The sequence below is a fragment of the Enterococcus sp. AZ128 genome, assembly GCF_051714485.1.
Classification (GTDB): domain Bacteria; phylum Bacillota; class Bacilli; order Lactobacillales; family Enterococcaceae; genus Enterococcus_A.
In genome coordinates this window covers 173015-191762 of the sequence record NZ_JBIORZ010000001.1, presented here as the reverse complement: position 1 = coordinate 191762, position 18748 = coordinate 173015, and the positions used below count along the sequence as shown (strand labels likewise).

General features: G+C 40.9%; 20 protein-coding genes. 3 read left to right on the top strand and 17 right to left on the bottom strand.

All coding sequences use genetic code 11. From position 1 onward, the window contains the following. Positions 1-14 precede the first annotated feature (14 nt). From IGI38_RS00815 to IGI38_RS00750, 14 genes are all read right to left on the bottom strand, one after another. Positions 15-1616 (bottom strand): ABC transporter substrate-binding protein, encoded by a 1602-nt coding sequence (locus tag IGI38_RS00815; RefSeq protein ID WP_438725603.1) that lies wholly within the window; start codon positions 1614-1616, stop codon positions 15-17. A gap of 193 nt (positions 1617-1809) precedes the next feature. After that, positions 1810-2793: an ABC transporter ATP-binding protein gene (locus IGI38_RS00810; protein WP_438725601.1), complete on the bottom strand. Its 984-nt coding sequence runs from the start codon at positions 2791-2793 to the stop codon at positions 1810-1812. Continuing rightward, complete coding sequence (locus IGI38_RS00805; protein ID WP_438725599.1) at positions 2794-3786, bottom strand: ABC transporter ATP-binding protein; 993 nt, start codon at positions 3784-3786, stop codon at positions 2794-2796. It lies immediately after the preceding gene. Between the two features lie 395 nt (positions 3787-4181). Next, entirely contained in the window at positions 4182-4616 is a 435-nt protein-coding gene (locus IGI38_RS00800; protein WP_438725597.1) for a hypothetical protein, read from the bottom strand. A 243-nt stretch (positions 4617-4859) separates the two neighbouring features. Then, complete coding sequence (dagF, locus tag IGI38_RS00795) at positions 4860-5597, bottom strand: 2-dehydro-3-deoxy-phosphogluconate aldolase (RefSeq protein ID WP_438725595.1); 738 nt, start codon at positions 5595-5597, stop codon at positions 4860-4862. Between the two features lie 82 nt (positions 5598-5679). After that, entirely contained in the window at positions 5680-6768 is a 1089-nt protein-coding gene (locus IGI38_RS00790; protein WP_438725593.1) for a DgaE family pyridoxal phosphate-dependent ammonia lyase, read from the bottom strand. Continuing rightward, a complete protein-coding gene (locus tag IGI38_RS00785; protein WP_438725591.1) occupies positions 6758-7864 on the bottom strand; it encodes an amidohydrolase/deacetylase family metallohydrolase in 1107 nt (368 codons plus the stop codon). The genes IGI38_RS00790 and IGI38_RS00785 overlap by 11 nt, the downstream gene beginning before the upstream one ends. A gap of 15 nt (positions 7865-7879) precedes the next feature. Then, entirely contained in the window at positions 7880-8572 is a 693-nt protein-coding gene (locus tag IGI38_RS00780) for a DUF4310 family protein (protein WP_429958295.1), read from the bottom strand. A 98-nt stretch (positions 8573-8670) separates the two neighbouring features. Next, positions 8671-9450 (bottom strand): DUF4311 domain-containing protein, encoded by a 780-nt coding sequence (locus IGI38_RS00775; RefSeq protein ID WP_438725589.1) that lies wholly within the window; start codon positions 9448-9450, stop codon positions 8671-8673. A gap of 93 nt (positions 9451-9543) precedes the next feature. Then, positions 9544-9894, bottom strand: a complete 351-nt coding sequence (locus IGI38_RS00770) for a DUF4312 family protein (protein ID WP_438725588.1) — start codon at positions 9892-9894, stop codon at positions 9544-9546. 12 nt (positions 9895-9906) lie between these two features. After that, the gene (locus IGI38_RS00765) at positions 9907-10260 is read right to left on the bottom strand and encodes a glycine-rich SFCGS family protein (protein WP_438725587.1); all 354 of its coding nucleotides are present in this window, start codon (positions 10258-10260) and stop codon (positions 9907-9909) included. A 17-nt stretch (positions 10261-10277) separates the two neighbouring features. Next, positions 10278-10610 (bottom strand): PRD domain-containing protein, encoded by a 333-nt coding sequence (locus IGI38_RS00760; RefSeq protein WP_438725586.1) that lies wholly within the window; start codon positions 10608-10610, stop codon positions 10278-10280. A gap of 82 nt (positions 10611-10692) precedes the next feature. Then, positions 10693-12537 carry a BglG family transcription antiterminator gene (locus IGI38_RS00755; protein WP_438725585.1) on the bottom strand — a complete coding sequence of 615 codons (1845 nt, stop codon included), beginning with the start codon at positions 12535-12537 and terminating at the stop codon, positions 10693-10695. Positions 12538-12848: 311 nt separating this feature from the next. Beyond that, positions 12849-13283 (bottom strand): MerR family transcriptional regulator, encoded by a 435-nt coding sequence (locus IGI38_RS00750; RefSeq protein WP_438725584.1) that lies wholly within the window; start codon positions 13281-13283, stop codon positions 12849-12851. Positions 13284-13424: 141 nt separating this feature from the next. Between IGI38_RS00750 and IGI38_RS00745 the strand changes: the two genes are divergently transcribed. Next, complete coding sequence (locus tag IGI38_RS00745; protein ID WP_438725583.1) at positions 13425-14396, top strand: alpha/beta hydrolase; 972 nt, start codon at positions 13425-13427, stop codon at positions 14394-14396. Positions 14397-14554: 158 nt separating this feature from the next. On the opposite strand, the gene IGI38_RS00740 is transcribed toward IGI38_RS00745, so the two are convergent. From IGI38_RS00740 to IGI38_RS00730, 3 genes are all read right to left on the bottom strand, one after another. After that, positions 14555-14767 carry a hypothetical protein gene (locus IGI38_RS00740; RefSeq protein ID WP_438725582.1) on the bottom strand — a complete coding sequence of 71 codons (213 nt, stop codon included), beginning with the start codon at positions 14765-14767 and terminating at the stop codon, positions 14555-14557. A gap of 4 nt (positions 14768-14771) precedes the next feature. Continuing rightward, positions 14772-14987 (bottom strand): type II toxin-antitoxin system prevent-host-death family antitoxin, encoded by a 216-nt coding sequence (locus IGI38_RS00735; protein WP_438725580.1) that lies wholly within the window; start codon positions 14985-14987, stop codon positions 14772-14774. A gap of 81 nt (positions 14988-15068) precedes the next feature. Further along, positions 15069-15974, bottom strand: a complete 906-nt coding sequence (locus IGI38_RS00730) for a magnesium transporter CorA family protein (protein WP_438725579.1) — start codon at positions 15972-15974, stop codon at positions 15069-15071. 387 nt (positions 15975-16361) lie between these two features. On the opposite strand from IGI38_RS00730, the gene IGI38_RS00725 reads away from it, so the two are divergent. After that, a complete protein-coding gene (locus IGI38_RS00725) occupies positions 16362-16946 on the top strand; it encodes an RNA polymerase sigma factor (RefSeq protein WP_438725578.1) in 585 nt (194 codons plus the stop codon). Beyond that, positions 16930-18420, top strand: coding sequence for a hypothetical protein (locus tag IGI38_RS00720; protein ID WP_438725577.1), 1491 nt, complete (start codon positions 16930-16932; stop codon positions 18418-18420). The genes IGI38_RS00725 and IGI38_RS00720 overlap by 17 nt, the downstream gene beginning before the upstream one ends. The last annotated feature ends 328 nt before the right edge of the window (positions 18421-18748 follow it).

The window sequence follows — 18748 nt, the reverse complement described above, 5'->3', positions numbered from 1 at the left end:
CCCTTGCCCTTTGGTTAGTTGATACTGACATCTTGGAAATTGATTTTTTGTACTTCGTAGTAATTAACACCCTTCAAGTTATCGCGGTAGGCTAATACTTTTGGATGTTGAACTAAGAAAGCGTATGGCATATCGTTTGCCAATAATTTTTGCAATTCTTCTGATGCCGCTGAACGTTTCTCTTCATCTGACTCTGTTTGGATCGTTTTCTTCAATTCAGCCATCTTCGTATCTGAAGTATCCGTCCATTTCGCACGTTCTCCAACGGTGTCGCCTGGTAAGAAGACTAACTGGTTATTGATGTCCATATAATCTGGATGCCAGTGCATCATTAAGAACGCTTCTTTTCCTTCGCGATAAGAGTCGATTACGACACCAATCTCTGATGTTTCGATCTTCGCGTTGATACCGATTTTTTCTAAATCATCTTTGATTTTTTGCCCCAAAGTCGTCCACGACATTCCTTCTGTATCGAAATTAGCCACAGTAAACTTCACGTCAAAGCCGTCTTTGTAACCAGCTTCTTCCATTAATTTCTTCGCTTCATCTAAATCTTGATAATCTTTGCCTTTCTCTAAACCACCTACAAAACCTTTTGGTACGATGTCTAACGGCAATACGGCTTGGTCGCCAGAAATTTTCAGCAGCTCTTCATAATTGATCGCCTTGCGAACCGCTTCTTGAACTTTCGGATTCGCCATTGGTCCGCCGATTTTTTCATCTTGGTTCATTAATAAGAAGGTCGTCGTTGAGCCGACATAGTTTTTGATCTTCACGCCTTCTTGATCCTTCAATTGCGAGACATTATCTACGCCGATACCTAAAGCAATATCAATATCGCCTTGTTTCAACATTTGGATCTGCGTATTTACATCAGGAATCTCTTTACAAATAACTTTGTCGTTGGCTACTTTGTCCCAATAATCATCATTTTTTACTAAACTAAGTTCTTCGTTTTGTTTCCATTTGTCCAACACGTATGCTCCTGAACCGGCTGAATTTGTGTTCAACCATTTTTCAGCTGTATCTTTAGAGGAAGCATCTTCTGCATCCGTTCCGCCATGCTCTTTGACTGTTTCTGAATCCACGATCGCAAATGAATTATTCGCTAATTTCACTAAGAAGGCAGCATCTGGTTCCTTCAATGTGAACTTAACCGTATAGTCATCTGGCGTTTCAATGTTTTCTACATTTTCTGTATGATGACTCGTATTACTTTTCAGATTTTTAACTCGATTGACACTGAACTTCACATCTTTTGAGGTTAGTTCGTTTCCGCTGGAGAATTTTACCCCTTCTTTGATTTTGAACGTATGGACTTTTTGAGAATCATCCAATTCATGTGATTCCGCTAATGAAGGCTCTGGTGTTGATGAATCAAATGTCCGATACAAATAATCGTAAAGTGCATAATACACCATGTTGCCGTAAACCTCATAGCCATGGTGAGGATCCAAAGTCTTCAAATCAGATGCCATCCCGACTACCAATGTCTTGTCGCCATCACTGCTGCCACCATCGTTTGACCCGTCAGTACTGCCGCCCCCGCCACCACAACCGGCGAGTGTCAACATCACTAAACAAATGACGCTCCACAACATCTTTCTTTTTTTCATACCCTTGTACTCCTCCTTATTTTTTGCTAAATGTATTTAATTTTTCAAAAGAAAAATTAAGTCTGAGTTTATGCCTTGTATCAGCCAACGAAGCTCCTTGCTTCAAGCAAATTCATTATTCTCTGTTTAGGCTTTCGTACCTATAGCCATTTCACTCGTCACTCTAGTCCCAAAAATAGAACTGACAGCCTAATTACTCTGCTTTACTATGCAAATGACAAGCTACAAAATGTTTGTCTTTTACTTCTAGTAACTCAGGTACTATTGTTCTGCATTTATCCATCGCAAATGGACAGCGCGTATGGAACTTGCAGCCTTCGGGCGGATTCGCCGGACTTGGCACATCTCCGGTCAGTACAATCCGGTCTGTTTTTTCTTTATCGATCGTTGGTGCAGCCGAGATCAAAGCCTTCGTATATGGATGCAGCGTATCCTTGTATAAAGCGTCGCGATCCGCTAATTCCACAATATTTCCTAAATACATCACAGCGATACGATCGCACAGGTGATAAACCACACCCAAATCATGAGAAATAAAGAAATACGTCAGCCCCATCTGCTTCTGCAGTTCTACTAACAAGTTAATCACTTGTGCTTGGATCGAAACATCCAAAGCAGAAACAGGTTCATCACAAATGATGATATCCGGTTTCAAAGCCAATGCTCGCGCAATCCCGATCCGTTGCTTTTGACCACCTGACATTTCATGAGGATACCGATGTTTGTAATCCGGTGCTAACCCAACCATCGTCAGCAAACGATCAATCTCAGCTTCGATCTCCGCTTTAGTCATCTCTTTTTTATGATGGATTTGAAAGGGCTCCGCTAAAATATCTTTGATCTTATTGCGAGGATTCAGGCAAGCGGATGGGTCTTGAAATACTAGCTGAACTTTTGACCCAAAAGCCACTTTCTCTTTTCGATTTTTGAAGGCACTGACATCTTGCCCATCGATAACGATCGTCCCATCCGTTATCGCACCGAGATTCAGCATGGTTTTTCCAAGCGTACTCTTTCCACAACCACTCTCACCTACGATGCCGAATGTTTCGCCTTTTTTTACCGTCAAAGAAACATCATCGACGGCCTTCAGAGTCCCCTTCTTTCCTTTACTGTCACGAATCTCAAAATATTGTTTAACGTGCTCCATCGTAATAATCGGTTTTTGCGTCATCATTTACGTCGTCACCTCGGTCTCTTCTTCCGTTGAATATTTAAAACAACGGACCTTGCGGCCATTTTCTGCCGTCGTGAGCGCTGGCCGTTTCTCTTTACAGATAGCCATCGCGTAAGGACAGCGAGGGTGGAAACTGCAGCCTTTCGGCATATTATCCAGCTGTGGCACCATACCTTCGATGCTGCTGAGTTTTCCTTTTTCGTCCTGAATATTAGGAATTGCTGCAATCAACCCCTCCGTGTAAGGATGCTTCGGATTGTCCAGTATTTCACGAATCAATCCCTGCTCTACAACCTTTCCGGTATACATCACGATTACACGGTCGCAGACTTCTGACACGACACCTAAATCATGAGTAATAAGAATAATCCCCATCTTAAGACGGTCTCTTAATTCTTTTAGTACCTCTAGAATTTGAGCTTGGATCGTTACATCCAATGCGGTAGTCGGTTCGTCCGCGATCAACAGCTGCGGATCACAAGCTAAAGCCATCGCGATCATCACCCGTTGCCTCATCCCACCTGACATCTGATGAGGATACTCGTTGAAGCGCTGCTCAGGTGCAGGGATGCCTACGAGCTTCAATAACTCAATCGCCTTGTCTTTTGCGTCGGCTTTCGAGATATCCGTATGAATTCGCATGGACTCGATGATTTGTTTTCCACATCTATGAAGTGGATTCAAAGAGGTCATCGGCTCTTGGAAGATCATCGCCAACTGATTTCCACGATATTGCTGCTTCTCCTTTTCCTTCATAGCGATCAGATCGGTCCCTTTGAACAAGGCTTTTCCGCTGACCGTACTAGTCGCCTCTTCTAGCAACCCCATGATGCTTAATGACGTTACACTCTTTCCACTGCCGCTTTCTCCAACGATTCCCAGTGTTTCATTTTCATTCAATAGAAGCTCTAAATTATTTACGGCAGTTACTTCTCCATTGTAGGTTCGAAATTTGACTGTAAGCTCTTCGACCCGTAGTAGTTCTTTCTCCATAAAATAATTAACTCCCTACCTTTATATTTTTAGATTAAGGTTAAAAAATAACTATCGATTCTAATCTTAAAATTTCTCATTGCTTGTTTTTTTATTCAGAAAATTCGGAAAATATTTTATTTTTTGATTATACCAGTTGCCAAAAGATTGTCAACACAAAGATTTAAGCGCTTACCTATAAAAACAAGCAGTTACAACTCTAATCGATGATTATCCAAAAACGTTATATTTATTATGAGATTATTATGAGCAGTTCTAATTTAAAGGAGACTGATTATATTATCCTTTGTTTTCCAGCACAAACAGACACCACCAAATAACACAAGAAAAACCTTCGACAATTTTCTTTTTAAAACTGTCAAAGGTTTTTTGTAAAATTATTTAATTAGGAATCGTTACATTAATTTTTCAAAGCGATTTGCAATGACACCTAGGTGCAGCTGATCAAAATCTCTAAAAGCTTGGCAAGGGGCATCTTCCTTATAACAATCTTCTGCAATATAAATAGGTTTGAATCCTAGCGCTTCGGCTTCATGTAATTGCTCTAGAGAATTCGAGATGAAATTAACCTTTTGATGACTTATCTCAACTTTCAGAAAGTCGACTAACCCCTGTGAAACTACCTCAGCATCTTCGCCATTGATTGAAAAATCTAAGTAATCCGCTAGGTGATGCTCCAGCAGTACCCGGTTCATCATCGCTTGATCATAGAAGACCATACCGATTTGCTGCTTCCGGCTTTTTAAATAATCCAATAATTGGTGGACCTTCGCCTGATCTTCTTCCCGTAAAAAAATACTCTCACTTGAAAATACAAAAGTTTCGATCATTTCGTTTCCTCCTACTCTATTTATTTTGTACATTAATTCACTAATTGCACGAAAATTTTTTGTTGCCGCTTTTTCTCTGTTAATTGTAAAAAGATATGAAAGATTCCCTCTCCAAGTTGTCTCCTAACTTACATCATTTTTTAAGCGCTGTCAATTATTTATCGGATCGTCTCTTACCTTTTTGGATAGTAGCTCTTCTTAAAAGTAAAGAGCATGGCTCGCCGCCATGCTCTTTTATCGTAACTACAAAATCTCTTTCACCATATCTAGTAATACCTTTACATCTTCTGGTCGCGTGTCACCTGTTGCTGAATCGATGATGGAACTATAGACGTGGGGAATGACTTTCTCTACGCCGGCATCTACAGCGATTTTGACGATTTCTTGGAAGTTTTCCAGATCAATCCCGCCAGTCGGTTCCAAGTAAAAATCATTTTCAGCACAGGCTTTTGCCACGGCTTGGTATTCTTCCTTGCAAGCTAATCCCTTCATTGGAAAGTATTTGACTGAGCTGCCGCCCATATCTTTCAACAAAGCGATCGCAGTTTCGATCGGAACAATAGCTTCAGTTGTTTGAGAGCTCAATGGCCCTGTTGCGATATTCACGTAGCCAACTTTGCCGCAGGGCGACACCAATCCGTTGATCACTGTGTCTTTCTGCCCAAGCAATGCGCGCGAGGTGCCGACACCGGTAAAAACTTGATTGACATGTTGCGGCTGTAATTCGCCGGAAATACGAGAAACCATCTGACTTTGATTTGGATCACCAGCACCCAGTCCCACAGACAGCGCGTTCTCAGTCGCTTCTTGGTACTTCTTCATATCTTCGATAGCTACTTCGTCACTACCGTAGTTCTTTGACAGCACGCCTAAAACCACATGTCCTTCCGCTGCTGCATAGCAATCACGAGCATTTTCTACTGAGTTTGCTAGCACATTCAGACATACTCGATCGTTATAGTATTTTGGGATTAATGACATTTATTCAGACTCCTCATATAGTAGTATTTAGTTTTCTTGCATGACATAAGTACCAATCCAGCGTAGATCTGGATTAACAGCCTTACAAGATCTCTTTTAATCTATTCACAATTTTTTCCAGTTCATCCTGATCCACCGAACGAATATCAAATTCGATGATCCCGTTATTGGCTTGATATTCTCGAGTGTAGATCGCTGGATTTTCTGCTTTTAATGCTTGGATCACATCTGTAGCCGATTTCTCTTGCACTGTTACACTGGCACGATAAATATCTCTTCCCGCGCCATCCTGAACAATCTTTGCTTCCAACCCTTTGATTTGATTTAGTTCGTTGATAAAAGGGTGCAAACGAGTTTTCATCGATTCACCAGATTCACTGCCATATTCTAAGCGATCTTCCAAAGCTTGGGTAAGACCTAAAATATTATCCTTACCGATCTTCATTGCCCGGCCAATACCTTTGCCTTGCAGACGAACCCACTCGATATACGTTCCTTTACCGATCACCAACCCGCTGCTAGGACCTTCGATTGCTTTAGCTCCTGAGTAGATTACTAGATCCGCACCCGCTTTACTGTATTTATACAGATCTTCTTCCGCAGCCGCATCTACGATTAACGGCAACTGATGTTTCTTAGCGACAGCTGCCGCGTCCGCTACCGTCAGCATGCTTTTTTGTACGGTATGATGGCTTTTGATATAAAGCAGCGCTGCAGTATTCTCCGTGATCATCAGCTCCATTTGTTCTGGTGAGCAGCCATTAGCATAACCAGCTTCCACAACCTGACCGCCGCCAAGATTTACCATAACTTCAACTGGCGTTCCATAATCGACATTATGTCCTTTCGGTAAAATGATCTCTCTTTTTTTGATCCGATCCGTATACGGATGATAGGCATGATACACGCTGCCTGCTCCGATGATCGCGGCAACTGATTGAGCGATTCCAGCCGATGCTGAAGAAACGATCTGCGCATCTTCAACCTCCAGCAGCTTCGCTAAATATGCGCCTGTTTGAATAGAAAGTTCACTCATTTCAAAGAAATGTTCACCGCCGAAACGTTGTGCCGCCAGAACATTTTCTGACACCTTTGATACGCCTAAAATAGTCATTTTCCCTGAAGCGTTGATGACTTCCTTTAAGCCAAATTTGTCATAACTAGTTGTCATAAATGGTGCCTCCAATAATTGTTTTCACCGGTTGGATCAATTCTTTTGCCACCCGAGTGTAACCATTTGAATCAGTTAACGCCTTTTCTCCGTCTACCAGATCAAAAATCGTCAAATCTGCATCATAGCCTGCTGTTAAATGGCCTTTTTTCTCTAAATGGAAATACTTTGCAGGTACACCTGTTACCTTGTCCAAGATTTCTTCCCACGAATAACCTACAACCCGCAGCTTTTCCATCGTAGTCGCTAAGTCATACACAGGTCCATTCTCACGATTGCGATGATAGATATCTGTACTGATCGACGTCGCTTTGATTCCTTCCTTTAACGCTGTTTCCGCTACGTGGAAGTTGAAACTGTCCGTCCCATGACCGATGTCAAAGACTATCCCCTTCTCGTAAGCAGCTCTTGCAAAACCCTTAATTTGACCTGTTTCCTTATCCAAAATCCCATTAGGCTTGCCATTAAAGCAATGGGTCAATACATCCCCTGCATCTAGCAATTCCAAGACCTCATGCAGCTCTGGCGGTGCCGAACCGATATGGATCATTAATGGAAGGTTTTTATTTTCTCGTTGAATGTCTTTGGCCAACTCTAACGGTGTGATGCCATTCTCGCCGACAACTGTTTTACTCATTCGAGCCTTAATCCCTACAATAAATTGAGGCAGCTCAGTTAGACGATCGCGTACCAGATCAGCTTGAATCTTTGTCAGATCAGCCAATTCGTCTTGCTCGACGATTCCCCATTTCGAGATATTGACCAGCGCATAAACATTCGTTTTCACCTTTTTGATCAGATCATAAAAATCACCGATATTTTCCGCACCCGTCGTACCAGCATCAATCACTGTCGTAACGCCTTTAGTCACCCCAATTTCATCTGGGTAATCATAATAAAGCGTCATTTTTTCATAGCAATGAACGTGATCATCGATCCATCCCGCTGACAGAAAGTGCTTTCCTTCTAAATCAAGGACTTCCTTAGAAGAGGATTCGATCTCCGCGTCTACCGCTAAGATCACACCATCCTTAATTGCTACATCGATCTTTTCACCGTTCACTAATTTTCCATTTTTGATTAATAAATCAAACATTCGTTGGCCTTCTTTCTATTGTAACGCTACTGGGAAGATTGTACCAAGTACCATTGCTCCGAGGATCGCGCCGCCGGCAATCGGTTTCTTCCAAGCATAGAAGCCTAATGCGCCCAAAGTTGCGCCGATCCCAATAGGAATTGATGCACCACATGCACTTAAGATGATCAGCGGGCCTAAGAAACGTCCAGAAGAGTTTCCGGCACCCATCATTACATCTGCACCAAAGGTCGAATTCGCTTGGTTGATCGTAAATTTACGAATTAAAATGATTACACCGCCGACTAATAAACCTAAAACAGCCCCCGTAATTAATGACAAAGCAAAATTATCAATCGGTGCTCGAATGCCCATACTTAGGAAAATCGCCGGAATCCCGATCCCAATCCCTGTCAGGATCGATCCGCCTAAATCAAGAATCCCAACCAGCGACCCTTCCAAAATACGAGCAAATAAGAAACTTGCTCCAAATGCTGCCGCTGCGCCATACGAGCCGCCGTCTAACCCTGCCTTCAGCATCGCTACGATCGACACCTCGTTAAAAGCACCAACGCCATGAGTCACATACATATGCGTTCCAGCAAATACTGCCGCCGCCATAATTCCTACTGTAATAGGAAACGCCCAGTCAGCATACCAGAAACTCTTCGCTTTTTTCTCTTCAGAAAGCGCTAATCGTTCTTTTTCCAATTCCTCTGTGTTATCCATTTATTTCCCTCCTACAAATTATTCATTCAGTATCATTCCCTAAAATTATGATTGCTCTTTATAGTATTCTATTTTCATCCAACACTTCGTTCATCTAATTAATTGAAAGTAATTGCTTTATGAATATTGTCTAACCAATTTGGCGCTTGCATATTGAAGCTCTTCAGCATTTCTAAGTCGAAACCGCGGAAGAAGCCGCTGAGGATAAACAAGGCAACGATTGCGACCATCATGATCTTCGTTACTTTTGACCAGCCGATTTCATCGACACCTTTACCGATCAAAATCCCTAGTACCACCCCTGGTACGGCATTTCCCATGATCAATTGTGCGATTCCGCCGAATAATGTCCCCCAGAATCCAGTCCGTTTTCCTGCATCCAATGCTGCCAACCAGAAGATGACCGGCATTACGATGTTGATCAAAGTTGTTGCGGCTGGAACTAATACAGCTACTGCGGTTACTTGCAAAGCTGCCGGGATTGCGGCTGCAGTTGAATTTAAGAAAGCGACAACGATTGCACCAACGACTGCACCGACAAAGCCCATTTTTCTTGGATCATGCATCGTTTCTGAAACATTTTTATTTTTAGCTAATAAGACCGATGCTGCCCAGTTCGGAATGATCCGATGTGTAACATCCTGTGTAAATGCTCCCGCTCCAACTGTTGAAGCCCAAGCATTGAAGAAAAAGCCTAATCCAAATGAAAAATGCGATGCTGGATCGCCCATACACGCGTTCATTTCTCCTAGTGTACGAAAGGCACCCAATCCCTGCGTACTTGGCGCATGAAACATCCGTGCCGCCCCCATCGAGGCAGAAAAACCGAGCAAGCCGCCGATGATAATTGATTTTATTAAAATAACTGTAAACTCCACTATTCTATTTCCTCCTTATTCGTTAATTGGTATTCACTTTTTACAATACGGAAAATGCGTTCTTTTCTCATGACGCTTATCATTCCATTAGGTTTATATTTTTTTTGAGATGACAGGAATTTGAATACTGTCAGGATCATCCGTCACTTCTTGTGTAAATGTCACTTCATTCACTTGAAGCGTCGTCACATTGACCGTTACTTCCAGCTCCACATGATAGCTTGTTCTTTTCCTCGGAAAGAAGAAAAAGAGAAACCGTTCTTTGTATGTTTTTTCTATTGATTTGATTACTTCGACTTCTATCGGCTCAATGCGCAAGATCACTTCTGACTCCTGCATCATTTTCTTTTGGATATCTCCTAGTGCACTGGCAAATGCATGTTGCTTCGAATCACCCTTGCCTTCGACTGTTACGATGACTTGCTGGCAATCTTGGATACTCATTTGCTCATCTCCCTAATTGTGTTTCTTTTCAAAAGCTTCGACTAATCGTTTGCCTAATTCTTCTTGATCCATGAAACCAAAACCTAAAACGGTCATTCCATCATTGATTGCGGTTACGCCTTCTTCGATCGAACGCATCCCATGACGTTCTGGATATCCATATTTTGTTGCCGCCGTTAGCGCACCCGCGCCGCCGCTGCCGCAAAATGAGATTCCCATGTCCGCGTTTTCCTGCTGCATCACATCACCCAAACGCATATCCGCGCCCATTCCCGGTACAACAACTGCTCTGCTGCCTGCTGCTTCTACACCTTTTGCTACGTTTTGTCCTTTACCCATACGGTCTGCAATTACTACTGTGATCATTTATTTTTCCCCCTAGATTAGTTTTGTTTGGCTGTTTCAAAATGGATTGATAAGACATACATTTCGTCTTGTGATAAATTACTGATTTTTTGGACGACACCATCAGCTAACCGCAATGCTTCTTCTGATACTTCGCTGAACATTTCCGGATCAACTTCTGGAATCGCCTCTTGACCCTTCGAACGTCTTAGCATTTCATTTAGATGATTGATCAGGATGGTCCATTGCAAGTCAGTCGGTTCGATGTTTGCCTCTCCGAGTTCAACTTTCAACCAGTCGATCAATTCTTCTAATTCTCTTTGGTATTCACTGGTTGAAATAATTTGTAACGCTTCTCCAGACACGATCATTCATTTCCTCCTTCTTCATATAGATGTACTTATAAACTGCAAAAAGCAGAACTAGCATCCTTTTTCATATAGATATGTTTAACTATCCTTTGATATAAGCAAATAATGCATTAATCTCTGATTGATTGATCGCTAAATTATGTTCAGCGAACAATTGCTCGATCTCTTGGTTGTACAATGAAGCCGCTGTTTCCGTGCTATCCATCTTATTTCCTTCCATCATATATTGCTGATCAAAGGTGATTCGATGAACCATCAAGAATACATGCAGCAGAAAGGCCTCGCGATACTCTTGATTCAGCTGCTTTTCAAACAAGCACAACAGCTTTTCGTAGATCGTATACGCTTGTAAAATCAGCTCTTTGCTGAAATCCTCCAGCGATGTTCGGTTGCCAGTCGGTTCCAACCGCACTTTTTTGGTACCCTTTTGCGGTGACTGGCTCAAGATTTTTTTGACCGCCTGTTGGATCTTTTCCAGATCCTGTTTCGTCGGCAGCGGGTGAACCTTGATGAACTCACAATCCATCCCTTCAATTGGAAAGATACTAATGACTAACTCCGGTTCCTTTTGTTTAATAACCTCTTGAGCATTCAACACCGAGGCAAATGCCGCAATCTCGATATTCGAAAGCTCTTCTGATATCTTTTGCTTGATCAAACTTGTTACCCCTAAACCAGTAGAACAGACATACACTGCCCGAATACTCCGTGAATCCGCGGCTTTCTCATAAGAAACAAGAAAGTGCAATGCAATGTAGGCGATGAAAGAATCATTGATCAGTACGCTTTTCCCTTGAATCTCTCGCCTTACGACCGTCTCGATCGCATCAAACAGTTCAGGATATTTAGCTTTGATATCATCCTTGAATGGATTGTACTCATTTACGAATTTTTGTTTACGAGACAACCGCATCGATAAATGGGCATAAAGATTGGTCAGCAACTGCGGATCATTAGAGAAGGAGTAGCTGATCTTTTTACTCACCTTTTGGATCAAATTCTCCGTTAGTGCCATCACATCTTGCTGCGGGTCATTTTCAAAGGTATCGCTATAAATGTAGCGATATTCATCCTCAAACAAAGGCAACTGATATTGGGCAAAAACTTGCTGCATCAATAAGTAAGAGAGTTCCTGCTGTTCCTTGGAATCATTCAACAACTGGTAACGGCCGATCGTGTATTCATTCTGTAAACGAACCGTTGCGATCGCCACCCGAATCAACATGTTCAGCAATTCCGCATAATTCAATTCAGCGGTATCGATCTGCTTCAGTAACTGGCGCATATCCGCAAGGACATGATTGAAGACTTCTTGAAATGCCGTCCCCTTTGCTGAATAAAGCTCGTAGCCTTCTTGCTTTTCACTTTGCAAGAGCAGTTCCATGATTTTGTAGATGTCATAGTCCGTCAGTTCTTTTTGCAAGACCTCTTCGATCAGCAGTCGAACCTGATGTTCTGGGCCTGTGATCAAAAAGCCTTTCCGAGGCAAACGCTTAAGTGCCATCCCTTGCGTGTTCAGTTGTTTCTCTAGAACTTCTAAGTCATTAAGGATCGTGTCCTTGCTGACCATCAAGCGTTCTGCTAGCTCATAAGACGTGATCGCTTGATTAGTGAGCATTAAATGAATACTTAGTCGATCCAGCCGTAATGTCTGATCCGCGAATAATTCTAACCGATCAACATCCATCAGCTCACTTTTCAACTTGATTCGTTCGGAATCGCTCAATTCCAGCCAAACACCCTGACTTCTTTTACTAGTCAGATCATGTTTTCGCTCCTGAAGCCACAAACGAATATCGTCCAGATCATACTTGATCGTGCGCACGCTTACATTTTGCTGACTTGCCAACTCCTTGGTCGTCACTGGTTCTGAATTCTCAAGAAATTGCAGCAAGACTTGAATCTGTCTTTTCGTTATCTGTTGCATTATGCTCTCTCCTTACATCCTTAACTATAGTGATTTGTGTTTCTAGTAACAATATGAAATGATTGCACTTACTCTAGTGCAAGGAATCCATGTTTTATGGGATATACAGTATCTCCCCCTACTATTAGATAGCAAATAATGCAAAATTATCGATAGTATCCGACACTACTGTTGCACTAACCACTTTCTTAAGGTAGCATCTTCTGCACTCGTTGTGTTCCTTTTTCCAAAATATTTTTTTCTTATAAAATATTTCAATAAAAAAAGAACAAGATTTCCAATCTAAATGGAAATCTCGTCCTTTTTTATCCTCAGTGAGAATGTTCGTAATGGGTTTTAATCTTCTCAGGCATTTCATCTGGTGTGATGGCTTGGAGCCGCTCTTCACCGCCTAGCTTCAGCGCTTCATCATAATACCAGCACTTGTATTGGATCATATCGAGTACTCGGTTTAGCTTTGCTATCTCCTCTTCAACAACTGCTTTTTGTTTTTCAAAAAGGTTCTTACGCACTTCAAAGGTTTGACTTCCTTGCTTACTCCATTCCATGAACTGCTTGATATCTTTGATTTCTAACCCAGATTTTTTCAAACAATCGATGACTCGCAGGGCCTCCAACTCATTATCTGAGAATTTTCGAATACCAGATACTCGCTGAATCTCTGGAAATAGCCCCTCTTTATCATAATATCTCAGTGTAGATACTGGTAAATCAAACATTTGAGAAACTTGTCCAATTGTATACATCGTTTTCCTCCCGTTCATTTTAATGCATTCCCTTTTATATTATTTTCAACTTATCCCTTGACCTAAAGTCAAGTTTAGGTATTAGCATAGTAATATAGTCAGTTAGGACTTGTCAATCAGCACATCAAAGGAGCGAAACAAATGACAGAAGAATTAACAATGACACAAGAATGGGACAAGGTTTTCCCAAAAAGCGAAACAATCAACCATCGAAAGGTCACCTTCCATAATCGTTACGGCATTTCATTAGCAGCTGATTTATATGAACCTAAAAATGGCAATGAAAAATTAGCGGCTATCGCTGTCAGCGGACCTTTCGGGGCAGATAAGGAACAATCATCTGGTTTATATGCACAAACAATGGCTGAGAGAGGTTTTTTGACGATCGCTTTTGATCCATCCTTTACTGGTGAAAGCGGCGGCTTCCCTCGAAATGTTGCCTCACCAGATATCAATACGGAAGATTTTCAAGCTGCTGTCGATTTTCTGTCCGTTCAAGACAACGTTGATCCCGAAAAAATCGGTATCATCGGCATCTGCGGCTGGGGCGGTATGGCTTTAAATGCGGCAGCTATTGATACCCGCATCAAAGCAACCGTGACTTCGACAATGTACGACATTTCTCGAGTGAACGCTAAGGGCTATTTTGATGCTACGGACGAAAATGCTCGTTACGAGCTTAGAAAAACATTGAACACACAACGGACAGAAGACTATAAAAATGGCGACTACGCCTTAGCCGGCGGTGTGATTGATCCGCTTCCCGAAGACGCACCAGAATTTGTAAAAGATTATCACGCGTATTACAAAACTAATCGCGGCTACCATGCAAGATCGCTGAATTCTAATAATGGATGGAACGTTACCTCCGCATTATCCTTCATTAACATGCCGATCCTGCAATTCAGTAACGAAATTCAAAATGCCGTGTTGCTGATCCATGGTGAAAAAGCTCATTCCTTATACTTCAGCCAGGATGCCTTTAAGCAGCTGACAGGGAATAATAAGGAATTGATGATTATTCCAGGTGCGTCGCATACAGATTTGTACGATCAGACAGACATCATTCCCTTTGATAAAATGACAGAGTTCTTTCAGACAAATTTGCAGTGAAAATGGTAAAAGGCTTCGACAGCACCTTTATAAGTGTTGTCGAAGCCTTTTTATTCAAATAAAGCAAAAAACTATTATTCTTCGTCAATAAAAGAATCAAATTTTTGCATGAAATCTTCATTTACAGAAAATAGTCGCAATAAGGTCACTTCTTGCTTTTATTCGTCAATCAAATAAAACAATATATTTTTTTCTAATGGTAAATATCTATATCCACTAAAAACAAACATAAGATTTGCTGCGTCTTTCCTTTTTTTAGGAAAATCTATTAATGAATCAAAGGTATTAAAAATCTGTTTGATCCCCTCATTCGATATACTATCTGAAAATTTAGTAACGAGATATTCTTTCAAACTCTCGATATCTAACAATAAATCATTTGTCAATCGAATAGTGTAGCTCATACGCCAAACCTCTGCTTAGCTTCTCAACGATTTCCAAACTCGTTTTCAAACGATCATAATCTTCAATATTTACAACTACATATTTTCCATGACCATTTTTAGTCAGAAAAACAGGCTCATCCGTGGTTACTTGCTCTAGTAATTTATTATAATTACGCAAATCAGAAACTGGCTTAATGTTTAACATATTAATCACTTCAATTATAATGCAGCATATTTTACTACTAATTTACAGCAATTCAATCATAAGTCTATTGAAAATCTGGTATTACTTCATCAACTTCCGCAACACATAAGACAATCCAAACCATAGCAACAAACTGACGACGATCGTGATGATCCAGCCTGAAGCATTATGCTCCAGCGGCAACGGCATGTTCATTCCGAAGAAGCCCGAGACGATCGTTGGAATCGTCAATAGTACGGATAACACGGTTAAGATTCGCATCGTGTCATTCAAGTTGTTGTTCAAGACATTATTGTACGTACCAGATAACTGCTGCAAAATCTGTGAAGACAATTGCGTCATTTCCACTAATTGCTGCGCTTCGATCAAGACATCATCCAAGCGTTCTTTTTCCTGATCGCTCAACTGGCGATAGATACCATGACTTTTGATCTGTTGCACTAATAGCACATTTTGCCGTGAAGCCGTAACGAAATACACGATCCCTGTCTCTAAATCTGATAATAACAATAGATTTTGCTTCGTCGTCTTTTCCTTCAATAAATTACTGATCCGTTTCCGGTCACGATCCATCCCTTCAACAAAAGGAAAATACTGATCAGAAATCGTGAAGAGACTGCCAAACAGCAACTCAAATAACGTACTATTCGGATTCTTTTCTAAATAATTCTTAATCTCAAAATACAAATATTTGCTTTGCTGATTCGTCACAGTGATCAACGTACGATTCACCACAATAAAGGTCATCGGCACCGTCTCATAGTGATTGTCGATCTTCCGACGATTCGGTGCATTGAAGATCAGCAGTAAAACATCCGTCACCTTATCATAATCCAAATGCGCTCGTTCATTCCGGTCCAACGAATAATCCACAAATTCATTGTCGATCCCATAGTCGCGATACAGATTCTTCAATTCATCCGCATCCTCCGCATCAATATTGATCCAGCTATTCATTTTATTATTGAAAACTTCTTTTGTATACATACGCTTGTCTCCTGTCGTTAATTCCGTATGCATTCTATCATAGAATGTGGGGATGTACTAACTAGGTTTCTTGGCAGTTCAGATACACCGAAAAAATTCAGTAAATTCCTAAAACTGCTTTATCGACTGTCGCCTTTAGAAATGTTTGGTTCAAGCTTCAATCAGTAGATTGCTCGCAAAAATGTAGATTTTCTTACTTAGCAGCCCTAACTATTAACTAATTTTTTTAGCTTCAGCACACGCTTTAATAGACGATTTAATCTATTGGATAGACATGATAATTCTAACTCCTAACTTAATTCGTAGAAAATTCGAAAAATTTCTAGTATATTCCCGATCTTACTGTGTATATATATGTGATAGAAACAATTGAAAGGGAGTGATCTTTTGGAAGACTTGGAATTGTTGCAAAAAATAGCACAACGGAACGAAGAAGCGTTTGAGATGCTCATTGACAGATACTCGAAGCTGCTTTGGGTCGTTTCTTTATCAATACTTGGCAAAAATCATGATCCGCAGGATATTGAAGAAATTGTTAGTGAGACGTTTTTAAGGATATGGAAAGCTCCGTCAAAGTATCAGCCTAAGCGCGGATCGCTTAAGAATTATCTAATCTTAATCGCAAGAAGCCTCAGTATTAATAAGATTCAACGCAGTCAGAAAGATTACCTTCTCAATGATGATTTCACACTTGAAAATGTCCCAGCAGCGGAAGAAAATCGCACGTTTACCGATGAAATGGTTCATTTGATCAATAGTTTGAATAGTCCGATGCGTGAGATTTGTTTACAACGCTATATTTTTGAAAACACACCAGCGATGATTAGCGAAGAGCTTAAAATCCCACTAAAAACAGTGAATAATTATCTCTATCGTGGGAAGAAGATTTTGCAGCAAGCCTATGATGAAAAGGACATGACGTTTTTATTTTCACTAAGCAAAGGAGCGGATCGAAATGGCAAAAAAATATGATGAACACCCATTAGGGAAGCTTTCTGATGAAGCACTCGATCAAATTTTAGAGCATTACAGCAATAGCTATTCCGCTGAGAATAAAGAGAATATCCTACAGAAAACACGCTTGAAAAAGACAGAGCCTGTCGTTTTAGCCACCTTTTCTAAACGTAAATTAGTAATGATCGCTGTGCTCGTATTGCTATTTCTTCCAGTAGGAACCTATGTTGCCGCAAAGCTTTGGGAGATCACTGTTGAAAAGCAGAACTATCAGCTCACGACAAAAATCGATAAACCCGCTCCTCAACAACCGGATACTGGTAATTACCGATTAGTCGCTGACTATGTGCCCAAGTATTTTAAGGTTTATGATGACCCTATAGAATTTTCCTTTTATGAGGATATAGCTGTCTCTTCGGAGAACGAAGAAGCTCTCGAGGCTTTGGAAAATGTGCGAGGAATAACCTTTACACTTTATGAGCTAAACAAAAATGACACGGTTATCGATGACTACGTGAAAGATTATAAGGAAATCAAGCTGTCAAAAGGCTCCGCCTATATTTTTGAAAAAGTCGATAGTTTTGACCAGATAGATGCAGTCGTAGGGAGAAAATTTTTCGAGAAACAAAATAAGTTTGTTGAGCTGAAATGTTATGGCAATATTTCGGAAAAAGAGATCACAAAGATTCTTGATCAGCTGTCCTTAGTCAATGTGGCTACCAAAGAAGAAGCAACAATGAGCTTTGACTACCTGACTCCTGAAGACGAGGCAGAAAGGATCGGGACTGTTGACCCCATGACCCTAGATAGCAATAACAAAGATCAGGTAGTCCAACTTAATGAGGGCATTAGTACAATCGACATCAACGGTGCCCCTATGGAGGAAATCACTGTATCCAAGGTAACTCTTAACAATAGGATTGCTCCGAAATACTTATCCATCTTAAAGAAGCGAATGAAAGTTGGAACGTATGAGGAACAAGACTTCGGAGAGAAGTGGGATAAGAACGGCAAGCTTCAGCCGATTACAGCAACAGAATATACACGTGGAGATGGAAAAAACACTACAGATAGAGAAATCAGAGAGTTTAAAATACAACCAAAATATCTAGAAATTGAACTAAAGGTTAAAAATGTGCAGGATAAAACGAGGAATTATTCCCCTATTCTGCTACAGGTGGAACAGTTAGCCAAACAGGGAAATATTATTACAACCTTACCAACCGAGACGTTCCTAATACACAAGGACTTATCAGATCCATTCAATCCTTATCGTTACATTGAGAGTCCTGCCCATCCACTGCCCACGACCGTCGATAAAATCGTTGATGATCTTGTTGTAGAAGACCCAGAAGAGATGCGTTCAATTGCTCCAGGTGAAACTGGTACCTTCACTGTTGGTTATATTTTTGCAAGAGAAAACTACAATAACCTCTTTTTAAATATAAATGCCTATTCTCCTGGATACCGCTATATTCAATTAACCCCATAACTTAGAAACTGATGATCCAATCGGTGAGAACTTCATTCTCTCGCTGATTGGATCATTTTGAATTCATAATAGTTAGTAGATGAACGGCTTCTTGTGCTGTTAATTGGTAAATTGAGCAGGCCGGTAGACATGTATCCATAAGTTACACAAAAACTATGTACCAGCGAGCCAGATTCCTGATTGGGAAAATTGGCAATAAGCACGATTCAGACTGGATGGCTCCTCCATCCAGTCTTTTTTCTACTTTAATCAAGAATTAGGACGCAAACTCTCCACTCTACTCCTATTGAACCGATCAAGTCAACGCGCAATTTAAAATTGCCCCCTT